Annotated in this window: 11 protein-coding genes; 5 read left to right on the top strand and 6 right to left on the bottom strand. The window is 65.1% G+C overall.

The window, feature by feature from the left end:
* Positions 1-55: 55 nt before the first annotated feature.
* On the bottom strand, positions 56-1,945 hold the full coding sequence (locus KTQ42_RS05830; protein WP_217344658.1) for an ATP-binding protein: 1,890 nt from the start codon (positions 1,943-1,945) through the stop codon (positions 56-58).
* A complete protein-coding gene (locus tag KTQ42_RS05825; protein WP_217344657.1) occupies positions 1,945-2,574 on the bottom strand; it encodes a YfiR family protein in 630 nt (209 codons plus the stop codon). The genes KTQ42_RS05830 and KTQ42_RS05825 overlap by 1 nt, the downstream gene beginning before the upstream one ends.
* A gap of 306 nt (positions 2,575-2,880) precedes the next feature.
* On the opposite strand from KTQ42_RS05825, the gene KTQ42_RS05820 reads away from it, so the two are divergent.
* From KTQ42_RS05820 to KTQ42_RS05810, 3 genes are read left to right on the top strand one after another with little or no spacing between them, the layout of a single operon-like run.
* Positions 2,881-6,078, top strand: coding sequence for a response regulator (locus KTQ42_RS05820; protein WP_249222649.1), 3,198 nt, complete (start codon positions 2,881-2,883; stop codon positions 6,076-6,078).
* Between the two features lie 12 nt (positions 6,079-6,090).
* The gene (locus KTQ42_RS05815; protein ID WP_217344656.1) at positions 6,091-6,915 is read left to right on the top strand and encodes a protein-glutamate O-methyltransferase CheR; all 825 of its coding nucleotides are present in this window, start codon (positions 6,091-6,093) and stop codon (positions 6,913-6,915) included.
* Positions 6,916-6,933: 18 nt separating this feature from the next.
* Entirely contained in the window at positions 6,934-8,067 is a 1,134-nt protein-coding gene (locus KTQ42_RS05810; protein WP_217344655.1) for a hybrid sensor histidine kinase/response regulator, read from the top strand.
* Positions 8,068-8,078: 11 nt separating this feature from the next.
* Here the strand turns inward: KTQ42_RS05810 and KTQ42_RS05805 are convergent, their stop codons facing one another.
* Positions 8,079-9,932, bottom strand: a complete 1,854-nt coding sequence (locus KTQ42_RS05805; protein WP_217344654.1) for a hybrid sensor histidine kinase/response regulator — start codon at positions 9,930-9,932, stop codon at positions 8,079-8,081.
* A gap of 201 nt (positions 9,933-10,133) precedes the next feature.
* Between KTQ42_RS05805 and KTQ42_RS05800 the strand changes: the two genes are divergently transcribed.
* Positions 10,134-10,865, top strand: a complete 732-nt coding sequence (locus KTQ42_RS05800; protein ID WP_217344653.1) for a phosphatase PAP2 family protein — start codon at positions 10,134-10,136, stop codon at positions 10,863-10,865.
* A gap of 64 nt (positions 10,866-10,929) precedes the next feature.
* On the opposite strand, the gene KTQ42_RS05795 is transcribed toward KTQ42_RS05800, so the two are convergent.
* Together KTQ42_RS05795 and KTQ42_RS05790 are read right to left on the bottom strand one after the other, a co-directional pair.
* Positions 10,930-11,820 carry a pirin family protein gene (locus KTQ42_RS05795; protein ID WP_217346826.1) on the bottom strand — a complete coding sequence of 297 codons (891 nt, stop codon included), beginning with the start codon at positions 11,818-11,820 and terminating at the stop codon, positions 10,930-10,932.
* Positions 11,821-11,857: 37 nt separating this feature from the next.
* Positions 11,858-12,727, bottom strand: a complete 870-nt coding sequence (locus tag KTQ42_RS05790) for an acyl-CoA thioesterase II (protein ID WP_217344652.1) — start codon at positions 12,725-12,727, stop codon at positions 11,858-11,860.
* Between the two features lie 190 nt (positions 12,728-12,917).
* Between KTQ42_RS05790 and ppnN the strand changes: the two genes are divergently transcribed.
* Positions 12,918-14,288, top strand: a complete 1,371-nt coding sequence (gene ppnN / locus KTQ42_RS05785) for a nucleotide 5'-monophosphate nucleosidase PpnN (protein ID WP_217344651.1) — start codon at positions 12,918-12,920, stop codon at positions 14,286-14,288.
* On the opposite strand, the gene KTQ42_RS05780 is transcribed toward ppnN, so the two are convergent.
* On the bottom strand, positions 14,281-15,030 hold the full coding sequence (locus KTQ42_RS05780; RefSeq protein WP_217344650.1) for a glutathione S-transferase: 750 nt from the start codon (positions 15,028-15,030) through the stop codon (positions 14,281-14,283). The genes ppnN and KTQ42_RS05780 overlap by 8 nt on opposite strands.
* Between the last annotated feature and the right edge of the window lie 139 nt (positions 15,031-15,169).

Genomic DNA, 15,169 nt, shown 5'->3' with positions numbered 1-15,169 from the left:
CTCCGATAGCGTTGTAGGAAGAGCGGAAGGCTTGCGAGGAATCAAACCTGGCGGGTCAGGCGGCGGGCTGGCGGTCCCAATGGCGCGCAAGCACGCCGCGTATCAGGGCCGGCTCCACCGGCTTGACCAGATGGTGGTCGAAGCCCGCCTCCTGCGCCTGCTGGCGGTCGCGCTCCTGGCCCCAGCCGGTCACCGCCACCAGCACCGTGCCGCTGGTGGCAGGATTGGCCCGCAACGCGCGCGCCAGCGCATAACCGTTCAGGCCGGGCAGGCCAATGTCGAGGAACGCAAAATCGGGCTGGAACGACGGCGCCGCTTCCAGCGCCCGCAGGCCGTCGGCCGCTACCAGCAATTCGTGGCCCAGGCCCTGCAGCAGCGTGGCCAGGCTGTTGGCGAAGTCGGTATTGTCGTCCGCCAGCAGGATGCGGAAGCGCTGCGCCGGCGCCGCCTCGGCTGGCCTGGCGCCCTCTTCCGGCGCGGCTGCGGCCGCCAGCGGCAAGGTGGCAACGAAGGTGCTGCCCTGGTCAGGCCCGCCGCTGTAGGCCTCCAGCGTGCCCTCGTGCAGTTCCACCAGGCGCCGGGCCAGCGTCAGGCCCACGCCCAGGCCGGCATTGGAGCGCTCCAGCGAGTAATCGACCTGGGTGAACATGTCGAAGATGCGGGTCAGCATCGCCGGCGACAGGCCGATGCCATTGTCGATGACCCGGACCACGGCGCGCCCCTTGTCCACGCTGGCTTCCAGCCGGATGGCGCCCCCGGAATTGGTGTATTTGGCCGCATTGTTGAGCAGGTTGGAAAACACCTGCGACAGCCTGGTGGCATCGGCTTCCAGCCAGACCGGCCCGGACGGCAATTGCACATCCAGGGTATGGCCGCGGCTCCTGATGAAGGGATCGGCCAGTTCCACCGCGCTGCGGATCACCTGCTGCAGCTGCACCGGGCTGCGCCGCACCATCAGCTTGCCGGTGGTGATGCGCGACACATCGAGCAGGTCGTCCACCAGTCTCACCATCTGCCGCAGCTGGCGCTCCATCACTTCGCGGGAGCGCTCGGCCAGCGCCGGATTGGCGTTGGCGATACGCAGTATTTCCAGCCCATTCATCAGCGGCGCCAGCGGATTGCGCAGTTCATGCGCCAGGGTCGCCAGGAATTCATCCTTGCGCCGGTCCGCCACCCGCAGCGCCTGCTCGGCGCTGCGGCGCTCGGCGGTTTCGTGTTCCAGCACCCGGTTGGACTGTTCCAGCGCGGCCGCGCGCTGGCCGACCTCGTCGAGCATGTCGTTGAAGGCATCGACCAGCACGCCGATCTCGTCATTGGTGGTTTTCTTCACGCGCAGCGAGAAATCGCGGCGCTGCATGACTTCGCGGGCCACCGTGGTCACCGCCAGGATGGGCCGGATGAAGGCGGCCTGCAGCCACAGGGAGATCATCCCGGCCAGCGCCAGGCTGCCGGCCATCACCGAACCGAGGATGACGGCATAGTTGCGCAGCCGGTCCATCAGTTCGTAGCGGGCGCGCAGGTAGACTGTCAGCACCAGTTCATGATTCGTGACCAGCTGCTGGTACACCACGATGTGCTCGCCGTCGATGTGGTAGCCGGCCGGTTGCGCCACCGGCGGCACGACGCTGCGTTCCCGGTCGCGCGCATAGGAGGCGAACAGCTTGCCGCCGGGGCCGTAGATGGCTGCCGCGACGATGGCCGGGCGGGTCTTGAGCAGTGCCAGGTTTTCGGTGGCGGCCTTGGGGTCATTGAAGGTCAACGCCGGCGCGCTGGAGCGTGCAATCAGGTCGGCCTGGGTGCGCAGGTCGTCCAGCCAGGCCGACTGGTAGGTACGGATGTCATAGGCCAGCATTGCCAGCGCCGACAGGAGCAGCCCGGTGAAGGTGGTGGCCAGCACCACCAGCATCAGCTTCCGGGTGATGGATCTGCTGAAGAATTCCGGCATCAGTTCGAACCCGGCTGCACGATGGCGACCGACATCAGCCGCGAACTGAGCTTGAAGTCGCCCCGCTCGGCGGCCGCGGTGGATACCTCAAAACGCAGCCTGCCGTCCGCATGGCGAAAACTGATCACGCCGGCGGCCTGTTCATCGGTCACGGTCACGGTCCAGCGCTGCGGCACCTGGGCCAGCAGGCTTTCCACCTGCTCGGCCTCGCCCGGGCCAATGTAGAGCAGGTGGATATCCTGCAGACTCTCCCCCGGTCGTAGCCGCCGTATGGTTACCGCCCGGTTGTTGACGTTGCGTCCCACCGTCGACAGCAGCAGTTCCGCCGCCACCGCCTCGGCATTGACCACGCCGATCACCAGCGGCGAGTCGGCCAGCGCAAAGGCGCGTGACGGCCATTCGATATAGCCAAGGAAGTTGTACAGGTGGGCAGCGCGCGCGCTGGCATCCTCCTGGCCCAGTTCGCCCGGAGGCGCGGCCTCGGCGCCGGACAGCGCACTGGCCAGGGCCAGGGCCGCTGCGATTGCCAGCAGTGGTGCCGCGCCACGCGCCAGCAGACGCCCGATCGCGCGCGAGCATCGGTAAAACAGGGGAGAAAACAGGGAATCGCTTGGAGAACAGGCGGGCATTCAATCTTTCCAATCATTGTCGTTTCGTCTTGCTGCGCGAAACGATTGCCTTCTGGCGTAAAGCTGCACGATCCGGCGGCGTGTGCCGCCATGGTCGGCCGTAGCCTGGCATGCGTTTTCGGAAAGACCGAAGCATCTCATGCGCAAGCCCCGTTTGCAAAGCCGGGAAACCGACAGTATACAGCGCCGAAAAACTTTCCATCCATTAAATCCCCGCCCGGATGTTGCAAACGGCAAATGTTTGCGCTGGCGCGTAATGAGCCTCTTCTGCAGCGCATATAATCCGGATCAAATTTTATTGCCAGCATGACACCATTGCCGGCATCGGCCCATCCAGACATCCCGACTGCATCCTCCATGCCCTCCAGCGCCAGGTCCTCCGTTCCCTTCTATGTCGCCATTGTCGCCCTCAGCGCGGTGATCTTCGCGGTCGACACCCAGACCCGTGTCGGTTACGCGGAATGGCTGCTGTACCTGATTCCGGTGGTGCTGACGCTTTTCCAGAAGCGTCCGCTGGCGCCGTTCTACGTGGTCGGCAGCCAGATCGTGCTGATGGTGGTCGGCTTCATGCTGTCGCCCGACGGCATCGATGCCCAGATCGGCGCAACCAACCGCTTCATGGGCTTCGTGGTGCTGCTCTGCATTGCCTACCTGGTGCGCAAGGTGATCATCGAGCGCAACCGGGCGCAGAAGCTGATCTGGCTGCAGCAGGGCGACGGCGAACTGTCCAACAGCATGCTGGGCGAGCTGGACGTGAACCAGCTGGGCGACAAGATCCTGCACACCCTGTGCCGCTATGTCGATGCGCAGGTGGCGCTGCTGTACCGGGTCGAAGCCGGCCTGCTGGTGCCGACCGCTTCCTACGCCGGTGCGCGTCCGCTGTCGGAACTGCCCTGCCTGACCATGGGCCAGGGACTGACCGGCGAAGCCGCGCGCAAGGGCGACATCGTGGTGCTGTCCAACCTGCCCGAGGATTACCTGCAGGTGACGTCGGGCGTCGGCGCGTCAAAACTGGCGCGGCTGCTGATCGTGCCGGCCACCGCCGACGGCAAGCTGCAGGGCGTGCTGGAAATCGGTTTCCTGCGGCCGGGCGCCGACATCGAGGCCGCGCGCGAACTGGTGCAGATGACAGGCGAAGGCATCGGCGTGGCGATCCGCTCGGCGATGTACCGCCAGCACCTGTCGGACCTGCTGGAGGAAACCCGGCGCCAGAGCGAGGAACTGCAGGTGCAGCAGGAAGAGCTGCGCCAGTCCAACGAGGAACTGGAGCAGCAGAGCGGCATCCTGCGCAAGTCGCAGGCGCAGCTGGAACAGCAGCAGGCCGACCTGGAACAGGCCAATTCCCAGCTGGAGGAACGCACCCAGCGGCTGGAATTGCAGAAGGCGCGCCTGGTCGAAGTGCAGAGAAATATGGAAGCAAGCGCGGCCGAACTGGAACGCGCCAATCAGTACAAGTCGGAATTCCTGGCCAATATGTCGCATGAACTGCGCACGCCGCTCAACAGTTCGCTGATCCTGTCGCAGATCCTGGCCGACAACAAGCCCGGCACCCTGACGGCCGAGCAGGTCCGCTATGCGCAGACCATCCATGCGTCCAACAATGACCTGCTGGCCCTGATCAACGACATCCTCGACCTGTCCAAGATCGAGGCCGGCCATATGGAAGTGCGGCCGCAGACGGTGGCCATGTCCGCGCTGGTCGACCCGCTGCGCCGCATGTTCGAACCGGTCGCCAGGGAAAAAGGCCTGTCGTTCGAGGTGCGGATCGCCGACGACGCGCCCGCCAGCCTGGTGACGGACAGCCAGCGGCTGACCCAGGTGCTGCGCAACCTGCTGTCGAACGCCCTCAAGTTCACCGCCCGAGGCGAGGTCGTGCTGGAAGTCACCCGCAGTGGCGGCCATGTCGGCTTTGCCGTGCGCGACAGCGGCATCGGCATCCCGGCCGAGCAGCAGGAAGTGATCTTCGAAGCCTTCCGCCAGGCCGATGGCAGCACCAGCCGCGAATATGGCGGCACCGGCCTGGGGCTGTCGATCTCGCGCCAGCTTGCCCGGCTGCTGGGCGGTGAAATCCGGGTCCAGAGCGCGGTTGGCCTGGGCAGCACCTTCACGCTGGAAGTGGCAGCCGAACTGGCCGGCAGCGAGGCGACGCAGGGCGGCTCGGCTTTTCAGGCGCCGCTGCAGCGCGCCACGCAGCGCGCGGCAGCCCAGACCAGCCGGGCCAGCCTTCCGGCGCAGCAGCCGCGGGCACCGGCGGCACCAGCCGCACCGGCCGCGCCAGCCGAAACTTCCAGGATCGTCAACATCAGCGATGACCGCAGCGGACGCGGCCGCGAGCGGCTGATCCTGGTCATCGAGGATGACCAGCGTTTCGCCACCATCCTGTACGACCTGGCCCACGAGCTCGACTTCGACTGCATCCATGCAGGCACCGGCGACGAGGGCTACCGGCTGGCCCGCGAGCATCAGCCCAGCGCCATCCTGCTCGATGTCGGCCTGCCCGACCAGTCCGGGCTGGGCGTGCTGGAGCGCTTGAAGCGCGACCCCGACACCCGCCATATCCCTATCCACATGCTGTCGGTGGACGACCATACTCACACCTCGCTGGAAATGGGTGCGGTCGGCTTTGCATTGAAGCCGGTGGCCCGGGAAGGCCTGATCGCGGCGATCCAGCGCCTGGAACAGAAGCTGCAGAAGGAAGCCCGCCGCATCCTGCTGGTGGAGGACAATGCGCCGCTGCGCGAGAACCTGGCGCTGCTGCTGTCGGGCGACGACATCGAGATCACCACCGCCGGCACGGTCGCCGAAGCGCTGCGCCAGGTGTCGGAAACCACCTTCGACTGCATGGTGATGGACCTGATGCTGCCCGATGCCTCCGGCTACCAGCTGCTGGAACAGATGGCGGCCGGCGGCAAGTATTCCTTCCCGCCCGTGATCGTCTACACCGGCCGCGCGCTGTCGGCCGAGGAAGAGCAGCGCCTGCGCCGGTATTCGCAGTCCATCATCATCAAGGGCGCAAGATCGCCGGAGCGGCTGCTCGACGAGGTCACCCTGTTCCTGCACCGGGTGGAAGCCAGCCTGCCACCCAACCAGCGCGAGCTGCTGCTGCAGGCGCGCCAGCGCGACGCCGCCTTCGAAGGCAGGCGCATCCTGATCGCCGAGGACGACGTGCGCAACATCTTCGCGCTGACCAGCATCCTGGAACCGTTGGGCGCCCAGCTCGTGGTCACCCGCAACGGCCGCGAGGCGGTGGAAGCGCTGGAGAAGCGGCGCGACATCGACCTGGTGCTGATGGACCTGATGATGCCGGAAATGGATGGCCTGGCAGCCACCCGCGCCATCCGCAAGATGCCTGAACATGCGCGCCTGCCCGTCATCGCGCTGACCGCCAAGGCCATGCGCGACGACCGCCAGCATTGCCTGGATGCCGGCGCCAACGACTATATCGCCAAGCCCATCGACGTCGACAAGCTGGTGTCGCTGTGCCGGGTCTGGATGCCGCGCTGACCGGAGCACGCCATGCCGCATGCCCTCACCACCTTCGATATCGAGCTGACGCTCTTGCTGGAGGGCGTGTACCAGAAATACCAGCACGACTTCCGCCACTATGCGCGCTCCTCGCTGCGCCGGCGCATACGCCAGGCGATGGAGCGCTTCGGCTGCCGCAGCGTGTCGCACCTGCAGGAGCGGGTGTTGCATGAGCCGGAGGTGTTTGCGCAGATGCTGCAGTACTTCACGGTGCAGGTATCGGAGATGTTCCGCGACCCCGAGTATTTCCTGGCGCTGCGGCGGCAGGTGATTCCGGTGCTGTCGACCTATCCGTCGATCCGCATCTGGGTGGCCGGCTGCAGCACCGGCGAGGAAGTCTGGTCGATTGCCATCCTGCTGGCCGAGGAAGGCCTGCTGGAACGCAGCATCATCTACGCCACCGACATCAACCCGGAAGCGCTGAAGGCGGCCGAGGCCGGCATCTACGCGGTCGACCGGGTGGCCCAGTTCAGCCAGTCGTATCTGCGCGCCGGCGGCACCCGCTCGCTGGCGGACTACTACACCGCCACGGCGCACGGCGTGCTCCTGAACCGCTCGCTGCGGCGCGGCGTGGTGTTCGCCGATCACAGCCTGGCCACCGACAGCGTCTTTTCGGAGGTCCATCTGGTATCCTGCCGCAATGTCCTGATCTACTTCGACCGGGAACTCCAGGAGCGCGCGCTGAAGCTGTTCGACGAAGCGCTGATCCACCGCGGATTCCTGGGACTCGGCAGCCGCGAGACATTGCGCTTTACCAGCCAGGCCGACCGCTACGCAGAGTTTTGCGCCAGCGAACGAATTTACCAGCGACTCTGACACCACACTTCATTCACCATGCAAGCAACTGTAGCCACTTCCGCGCCCGCGTCAGACATCCATATCCTGGTGGTCGACGACATCCAGCAAAACCTGGTTGCCATCGAGGCGCTGCTGGCGCGCCCGGGGCTCACGGTGCTGAAGGCCGCCTCCGGCGTGGACGCGCTGGAAATCTTGCTCAGGCAGGAAGTCGCGCTGATCCTGCTCGACGTGCAGATGCCCAACATGAACGGCTTCGAGCTGGCCGAGCTGGTGCGCGGCAATCCGCATACCCGGGCCATCCCGCTGATCTTCATGACGGCCGCCATCAACGAGCCGCAGCGCAGCTTTCGCGGCTACCAGGCCGGCGCGGTCGACTTTCTCTACAAGCCCATCGATCCGGAAGTCCTGCGCAGCAAGGTCAATGTCTTCGTCGAGATGTTTGCCCAGAAAAAGCAGCTCTCCTCGCAGCTCGACGAGCTGCGCGAGGCGTTGCGGGTCAATGAAATGTTCACCGCGGTGCTCGGGCACGACCTGCGCAATCCGCTGGCGGCCGTGCTCAACGGCGCCGAGCTGCTGCTGCTGATGTCCGGCGAGAAAAAGGTCAATGCCGTGGCGACCCGCATCCGCTCCAGCGCGCAGCGCATGGAAAAGATGGTCAGCCAGTTGCTGGACGTGGCGCGCATCCGCTCCGGCGGCGTGGCGCTGGAACTGGCGCCGGGCAATGTCGAGCAGGTCTGCCGCCGGATCGCCGACGAACTCCGGCAGGCCGGGCACACCAACCCGGTCGTCATCGACTGCGTGGGCAGTGCCGACGGCGTGTTCGATCCGCATCGCATCGGGCAGGTGCTGTCCAACCTTTTGGCCAATGCGCTGGCGCATGGCGAGGCGGAGGCGCCGGTAAGCGTGGACATCGACGGCTCGGAGCCGGACTGGCTGCGGCTGCGCATCCATAACCGCGGCGCGATGCCGGAGACGATGGTGGCGCAGGCTTTCATGCCGTTTCGGCCCGGACGCGAGGGACGCGGCCAGCCCGGCCTCGGCCTGGGCCTGTATATCGTGAAGTATTTCATCGATGCCCATCAGGGCAGCATCACGCTGTCTTCGAGCGAAGCGGAAGGCACCACCTTCGATATCCGCCTGCCGCGCCGCACCGACGCCAGCCCAACGTAGCCGGGCGTTGCTCAGACCGGCGGCGCCTGTTTGCGGCCGCTGGCGGCGAAGGTGGACAGCGCTTCGCTGATGTCGGCGAATTTCACCGGCTTGCCGCAGAGCCGGTCGAAGCCGGCGTCGCGTGCCCGCTGCACATCTGCCGGGCTGTTGTAGCCGGACACCGCTACCAGCGGGATATGCTGCAACGCCGGGTCGGCGCGCATGGTGCGGGCAAAGGCAAAGCCATCCATGTCGCCCGGCAAGCCAATGTCGCAGAAGATCAGCTGCGGCATGATGTCCCGCGCGATCTTGAGGCCAGAGCGCGCATCCGACGTGATATCGAGTTCGCAGCCCATGATTTCCAGCATATGCCGGAACAGCTGGGCGAAATCGCGGTTGTCCTCGATGGCCAGCACCCGCATTTGCGGCCTGTCGCCGCCCGCAGCCGACTGGCTGCCCTGGCCGGCATTGCCTGACTGGTTCAGCAGCGGCAAGGTCACGGTCATGGTCTGGCCCTGCCCGGGACCGGGGCTGGCAGCGTGCAGGCTCCCCTGATGCAACGCGGCGATGGCCTGCGCAACGGTCAGGGACACGCTCATGCTGCCCTTGCCCGCGCCTGTGGCCGGCTCGGCAAGAGGATGGGCATGCTCGGCAAATCCCGGCCCCTGGTCGCGAAAGGCAATGCTGACGGTCGGCCCCTCGACGCCAACGGCGATCTGCAGCGGCCGGCCAGCCGGGCTGGTCTTCAGCGCATGCTGCAGCAGGCTTTCGAACAGCTGCCCGAGCCGCCGGGCGTCAGCCATCACGAACACCCTGCTCTCCGTGGCCTGCAGTTCTACCGTGCAGTTCTTTTCCTGCAGGCGCGGCGCCATCTCGCGCAATGCCGCGGCCAGCACATCGCCGACCGCCGTCGGCGCACCCGCCAGCCGGACGTCGCCGAACAGCAGCGCCGACAAGTCCACCATCCGTTCCAGCGTCTGGCTCAGTGCATGAATCTGCCGATGCAGGATATTGCCGGCGCTGCGCAGGCGGTCGTCAGCCAGTCCCACCACCTGGAACATGTCGGACACGGCGCTGATCGCCGCAGCCGGGTTGCGTAGTTCGTGGCTGAACAGCGAAATGAAGCGTTGATGCTGCAGATCCCGCTTGCGCTGCAAGGCCGTGGCCTCGTCGTGCGGCATGTCTGGCGGCGAAGGCGTGCCAGCCTTCGGCGGCGTTTCCCCATGCTCCGGCTGCTGCAGCAGCTGGGCAAGCTCGGGCTCGCGCTCCAGGAATGCGCGCATGTCGGGTTCCACCGCGATATCGGGATGCAGGCGTGCCCAGAAGTGCACCTTGAGGATATAGGCAATCAGCGAAAACAGCTGGCCGCTCCATTGCCGACCCAGCACATGCTGCACCGCGTCCCGGGCACGCTGATTGCGCTCCGGCGCCAGGGCAATGGCGCCACAGGCCATGAACAACGCCTGCTCGATGGGCTCGCCGGTCCGGGGCAGGCAGGTCAGCGCTGCTGGCGCCGCCAGCAACGCCTGCAGCGCCCCCTGCAGGTGGGCCGCATGCGGCGGCAGATAGTGCAGCAGGGTCATCACTTCTTCAATCGACTGCGGCGCGGCGGTACGATCGCCTGCCGGGTAGCCCAGGCCCAGCAGAAAGCCGGCATGCCGTATCACGCAATAGCGGGCGGCGCAGAACCGCGACAGGTAGACGAACAGCCGCTCCTTGAACAAGGAAGGCAGCGGGTTGTCGAGATAGGCTGCCTGTCCTTCCATCCAGAACTGCTGCAACACTTCCGGCGCGGCCGGCGTGGAAAGGAACAGATTCGGGACGAGGCCGAGCCGGTTTTCAATCTCTTGTTCGAACTGCGCTTTGGACTGATAGCTGCTGGACATAAAGGATCAGGATCGCGGTAAAAAGAAAAGCTGACGAGTCTGGCGCTGGACAGCGTCGGTTCCTTCGGGGGGCGCATGAGCGTAACACGAAACAGCAGGCCGTCGGCGCTGCCGCAGTGGTGTTTGCGCATGCGCATTGTCTGCCGTCATTCAGGCTGCGGATTGATCCCGGGCTTTGCGATACTGCGGAAAACCCTTGCCATGAACATCGATTCCAAGCCATCTCCTGCTCCCATGCCGCTGGCACGTGCCAGACGCACGGAACAGCCCGGCCTGGCTGCGCCCCGCGCCCAGCGGCGGTTGGGCGCGCTGGTGTTCGTGCTATGCGCTATCGGCTTTGCGCTGCTGGCATTCCAGGTCATGCACAATGGCCCGGCCACCCGCTTCGACCGCCCGCTGGCGCAGTGGCTGCATGAGCACCATGCGCCGGCCCTGACCGATGCGCTGCTGACGATCACCCACCTGCATGCGCCGGCGGGCATCGCCGTGCTGGCCAGCGGCCTGGCCATCTACCTTTGTTTGAAGCGGGATCATTACTGGCTGCTGGCCGTGCTGCTCACCATGCCGGCCGGCATGGCGCTGAACATGCTGCTGAAGCTGTTCTTCGCCCGCCAGCGTCCCGTGTTCGACGAGCCGCTGCTGCACCTGGTCACCTTCAGCTTCCCCAGCGGCCATGCGGCCTACAGCACGATGCTGTATGGGCTGCTGGCCGCATATGTCGCGCATCGGGTCGACCGCTGGCGCTGGCGCCTGGCCAGCGTGCTGGCCTGTGCTGCGCTGGTCGGCCTGATCGCCTTCAGCCGGCTGTACCTGGGCGCGCATTACCTGACCGATGTCTTGGCGGGCATCCTGGAAGGGGTGGCCTGGCTGGCGCTGGTGTGGATGGGCGTGACGACCCTGCGCAGGCGGCAGCGGCCGGGCGCCGGGTATTAGCGCCAGTCAGCCTTCATGAACGCTGCCAGCGCCTGGCAATGTCTCCACGCTCAAACGGCTTGCCTCAACTGAAGGACTCGGGCTGCTTCGGCTCGCCGGGCAAGGGAATGAACTCGGTCTCGCCCGGAACGGCATCGAAGCCGCCATTGCGCCAGCGTTCCTTGGCTTCCTCGATGAAGGCGCGGTCGCTGGCGACGAAATTCCACCACAGGAAACGCTCGCCATCCATGGGCTCGCCGCCCAGCAGCATCAGCCGCGCCGGCGACAGCGCCTGCAGCGTCACCGGCTCGGACTGGCTCAGCACCGCCATCTGTCCGGCCGGCAGCACGCCTTCATTGATGCTGACATCGCCAAGCAGCGGGTAGACGCCGCGCTCGGCATAGGCGTCCGGCAGCACGAAGCTGGCGCCCGCCTCCATCTCCACGGCGATATAGAACATGCTGGAGGCGCACTGCACCGGCGAAGTCTGGCCGAAGGCGCTGCCGGCGATCAGCCGCATCGACACGCCGGGCATCTCGATCACCGGCAGCGTTGCGGCCGGATGGTGAACGAAGGCCGGGTCGCAATGTTCCTGGTCGCGCGGCAGCGCCACCCAGGTCTGCAAGCCCTGCATCCGCCCGCCGCTGGCGCGCAGGTCGGCCGGCGTACGCTCCGAGTGGACGATGCCGCGCCCGGCCGTCATCCAGTTCACGTCGCCGGCGGTGATGCGTTGCAGGGACCCAAGCGAATCGCGGTGTTCGATGGCGCCTTCGAACAGATAGGTCACCGTGGCCAGGCCGATATGCGGATGCGGCCGCACATCGATGCCCTGGCCAGGCGCGAATTCCGCCGGTCCCATGTGGTCGAAGAACACGAAGGGGCCAACCATGCGCCGCGCCGCCGAGGGCAGCAGTCGCCGCACCGAAAAGCCGCCAAGATCGCGCTCATGGGGTGCGATGGCAATGAAAGGCTGCATGGACATGGTCTTGCTCCCAATGGGTGAAATGAAGGAATCAGCTGGCGGCCGGCCGGGGACTGCGCAACCTGATCAGGCCTTCCTGTGCGATGGTCGCCACCAGCACGCCCTGGCGGTCATACACATAGCCCAGGCACAGGCCACGGCCGCCGGATGCATTCGGGCTTTCCATCTCGAAGCGCAGCCAGTCGTCCATCCGGAACGGCCGGTGGAACCAGATGGTGTGGTCGAGGCTGGCGATCTGCAGGCGACGGTCGCCGGGACGCACATCATGCGGCTGCAGCGATGTCCAGAGCAGGCCGTAATCGGAGACGTAGGCGAACAGCGCCTCATGCATCAGCGGATCGTCGCCCATCGTGAGCGGCGCACGGGTCCACACCTGCTTGTTCGGCTCGGTGGTGTGGCTGCTGAAGATGTCGCCGCCGCTCTCGGCGCGGAAATCCACCGGCACTGGCTGGTACGGACGTGCCGCATTGGACTGGTTGCGCCAGCGCGGCAGCAGCGACCCGATCTGCTCGGGGTCGGCATCGGTGGGCATGTCCTTCTGGTGCGACAGGCCCACTTCCACCGCCTGGAAGGACGCCGACATCACGAAGATCCGCCGTCCTTCCTGGAACGCCACCACGCGCCGGGTGCTGAAGTTGCCGCCATCGCGCACCCGCTCGACTTCATAATCGATCGGCAGCCTGTGATTGCCCGCCAGCAGAAACATCGCATGCATGGAATGCGGACGCCGGCCATCGACCGTCTTGACGGCCGCGTACAGCGATTGGCCCAGCACCTGTCCGCCGAACACGTTCGGGCTGCCCATGAAGTGGCTCTGGCCACGGTAGCGGTCGGCGCCGGTTTCCTCGAGTTGCAGCAGGCGGATGATTTCTTCGGTGTTGTAGAGTGTCGGGTCTGACATGGACGAAAGCGAGATGTTAAACAGAATGAAACGCATCTTAGTCCAGTTTGACCACTGTCGTCGATGATCGACTAGGTTAAGGTTTCGACAATACCAAGGAGTATGATGTTGACGTGCGCTGCCGTCCGGCCGGCTCTCCCGGGACGGCCACGCATGCACCTCATGATCTCCACTTATGGAAGCACGCCTCATGGAATATAAAGTCGTCGATACCCAGATCTCTCCGGAAGGCCGCCTGGAAGTCCTGTCCAAGGCCGAAATTCACAAACTGCTGGACAACAGCCACGGCGGCCTGCACCAGGTCTTCCGGAACTGTTCGCTCGCCGTGCTCAACTGCGGCAACTACCTCGACGACGGCAAGGAACTGCTGGAACGCTATCCTTCCTTCGACATCGACATCATCGAGCGCGAACGCGGCATCAAGCTCGACATCAAGGGCGCGCCGGCCAGCGCCTTCGTCGACGACAAGATGATCAAGGGCATCCACGAGCACCTGTTCGCCGTGCTGCGCGATGTGCTGTTCATCGCCGACGAAGTCAACGGCAACGTCAATTTCGACCTCAACACCTCGGCCGGCATCACCGACGCGGTGTTCCACATCATGCGAAATGCCGGCGTGATGCGCCCGCTGACCAATCCCAATCTCGTGGTCTGCTGGGGCGGCCATTCGATTTCCCGGCTGGAATACGATTACTCGAAGAAGGTCGGCTACGAGCTCGGCCTGCGCATGCTCGACATCTGCACCGGCTGCGGCCCCGGCGCGATGAAAGGCCCGATGAAAGGCGCCACCATCGGCCATGCCAAGCAGCGCATCGGCACCGGCCGCTATCTCGGCATTTCCGAGCCCGGCATCATTGCGGCCGAATCGCCCAACCCCATCGTCAACGACCTGGTGATCCTGCCCGATATCGAAAAGCGCCTGGAAGCTTTCGTGCGCACCGGTCATGGCATCGTCGTCTTTCCGGGCGGCGCCGGCACCGCCGAGGAAATCCTCTACATCCTCGGCATCCTGCTGCACCCGGACAATGCGGAGCAGCCCTTCCCGCTGGTATTCACCGGCCCGCAGAACTCGGCCGATTACTTCGCCCAGATCGATGCCTTCATCGGCCTCACGCTGGGCGAAGACGCACAGCGCCGCTATGAAATCATCATCGACGACCCGGTGCGGGTGGCCAAGACCATGGAAGCCGGCATGCGGCGCGTCAGGGAATTCCGCAAGGCCCGCACCGACGCCTATTACTTCAACTGGACGCTGAAGATCGACCACGAGTTCCAGAAACCCTTTTTGCCGACCCACGAGAACATGCGCAACCTTCGGCTGCACAAGAACCAGCCGACGCACCTGCTGGCAGCCGACCTGCGCCGGGCGTTCTCCGGCGTGGTGGCTGGCAACGTGAAGGAGCAAGGGATCCGGGCAATCGAGCAGTATGGCCATTTCGAGATCCATGGCGATCCGGCCATCATGGAGCCGATGGACGCCCTGCTGACCGCATTCGTCGAGCAGCACCGGATGAAACTGCCCGGCAAGCAGTACATCCCTTGCTACCGGGTGATCAAGTAGGGTTGGCGTAGGTCTGCGGCGGCTCCCGGTCGGCGTCGAGTTCAGGGTAGTGCCGGAAAATGCCCTGTTCGTTGAACGGCAAGCGGCGTGGGGATTGCAGGTAGGCAGCAATCCTCGGCCGCTGCGCCACCGCATCGTGCAGGGCCATGAGGTGCGGCAGGCTGGGGGTCAGATGCGCCATCGCCTTGGGAAAGGCATAGTGCAGGCCTTCGATCAATTGGAACATCGACAGATCGGCATAGCTCAGCGCGGTGCCAGCCAGGAAAGCCGGGCCGTCCTGGCTGGCCTGCAGTATCCCCTCGAAATAGCGCAGGAATTTCTCCATGCGCGCCCCGGTAAAGTCGCTGGCACGTCGCATCGCCTCGCTCTTCTGATCCTCGTAATACAAGCCTGACGCCACCGGATGATGAGTGTCATGCGCTTCGGCCACCATGTCCGCGATCGTCAGTTGCAACTGATTTACCCAGCACCGTCCGGCCTCCTGCGCTGGCGCCAGGCCCAGGCGCGGCCCGAGGAAGTACAGAATGTTGGCAGTCTGCCCGATCACCAGCCCATCAGCCACGATGAATGGCGGCGCAAACGGCGGATGAGCAGCATCGCGCTGCGCCATGGCCGCCATCAGCGCAGGGCTGCCCTCGTTCCGGGCAACGTCCTCATAGTCGGCGCCACTTTCTTCCAGCGCCAGCCTGACAAATTCACCGCGGCCCTGAATGCCCGGCCAGTAATACAACTGATAAGTCATACAGCTTCCCTTTCACGTTGAATTTGCGCTAGAAATGCAATCCGGCAATGTTAAAAAAGAATAATTATTGTTGTTGAAACATCGTTGGTGAACGAATGTTCGATCCCGAAAACGGCGCTTGCCAACATTACCGGGAGAT

Source organism: Noviherbaspirillum sp. L7-7A, assembly GCF_019052805.1.
GTDB lineage: Bacteria > Pseudomonadota > Gammaproteobacteria > Burkholderiales > Burkholderiaceae_D > Noviherbaspirillum_A.
The sequence above is the reverse complement of the archived record's forward strand: the minus strand, read 5'-3'. Positions and strand labels throughout refer to the sequence as shown.

Excerpts from the sequence above, each read along its gene's own strand:
- KTQ42_RS05830 (WP_217344658.1), bottom strand. The coding sequence starts at position 1,945 with ATGCCGGAATTCTTCAGCAGATCCATCACCCGGAAGCTGATGCTGGTG.
- KTQ42_RS05825 (WP_217344657.1), bottom strand. The coding sequence starts at position 2,574 with ATGCCCGCCTGTTCTCCAAGCGATTCCCTGTTTTCTCCCCTGTTTTAC.
- KTQ42_RS05820 (WP_249222649.1), top strand. The coding sequence starts at position 2,881 with ATGACACCATTGCCGGCATCGGCCCATCCAGACATCCCGACTGCATCC.
- KTQ42_RS05815 (WP_217344656.1), top strand. The coding sequence starts at position 6,091 with ATGCCGCATGCCCTCACCACCTTCGATATCGAGCTGACGCTCTTGCTG.
- KTQ42_RS05810 (WP_217344655.1), top strand. The coding sequence starts at position 6,934 with ATGCAAGCAACTGTAGCCACTTCCGCGCCCGCGTCAGACATCCATATC.
- KTQ42_RS05805 (WP_217344654.1), bottom strand. The coding sequence starts at position 9,932 with ATGTCCAGCAGCTATCAGTCCAAAGCGCAGTTCGAACAAGAGATTGAA.
- KTQ42_RS05800 (WP_217344653.1), top strand. The coding sequence starts at position 10,134 with ATGAACATCGATTCCAAGCCATCTCCTGCTCCCATGCCGCTGGCACGT.
- KTQ42_RS05795 (WP_217346826.1), bottom strand. The coding sequence starts at position 11,820 with ATGCAGCCTTTCATTGCCATCGCACCCCATGAGCGCGATCTTGGCGGC.
- KTQ42_RS05790 (WP_217344652.1), bottom strand. The coding sequence starts at position 12,727 with ATGTCAGACCCGACACTCTACAACACCGAAGAAATCATCCGCCTGCTG.
- ppnN (WP_217344651.1), top strand. The coding sequence starts at position 12,918 with ATGGAATATAAAGTCGTCGATACCCAGATCTCTCCGGAAGGCCGCCTG.
- KTQ42_RS05780 (WP_217344650.1), bottom strand. The coding sequence starts at position 15,030 with ATGACTTATCAGTTGTATTACTGGCCGGGCATTCAGGGCCGCGGTGAA.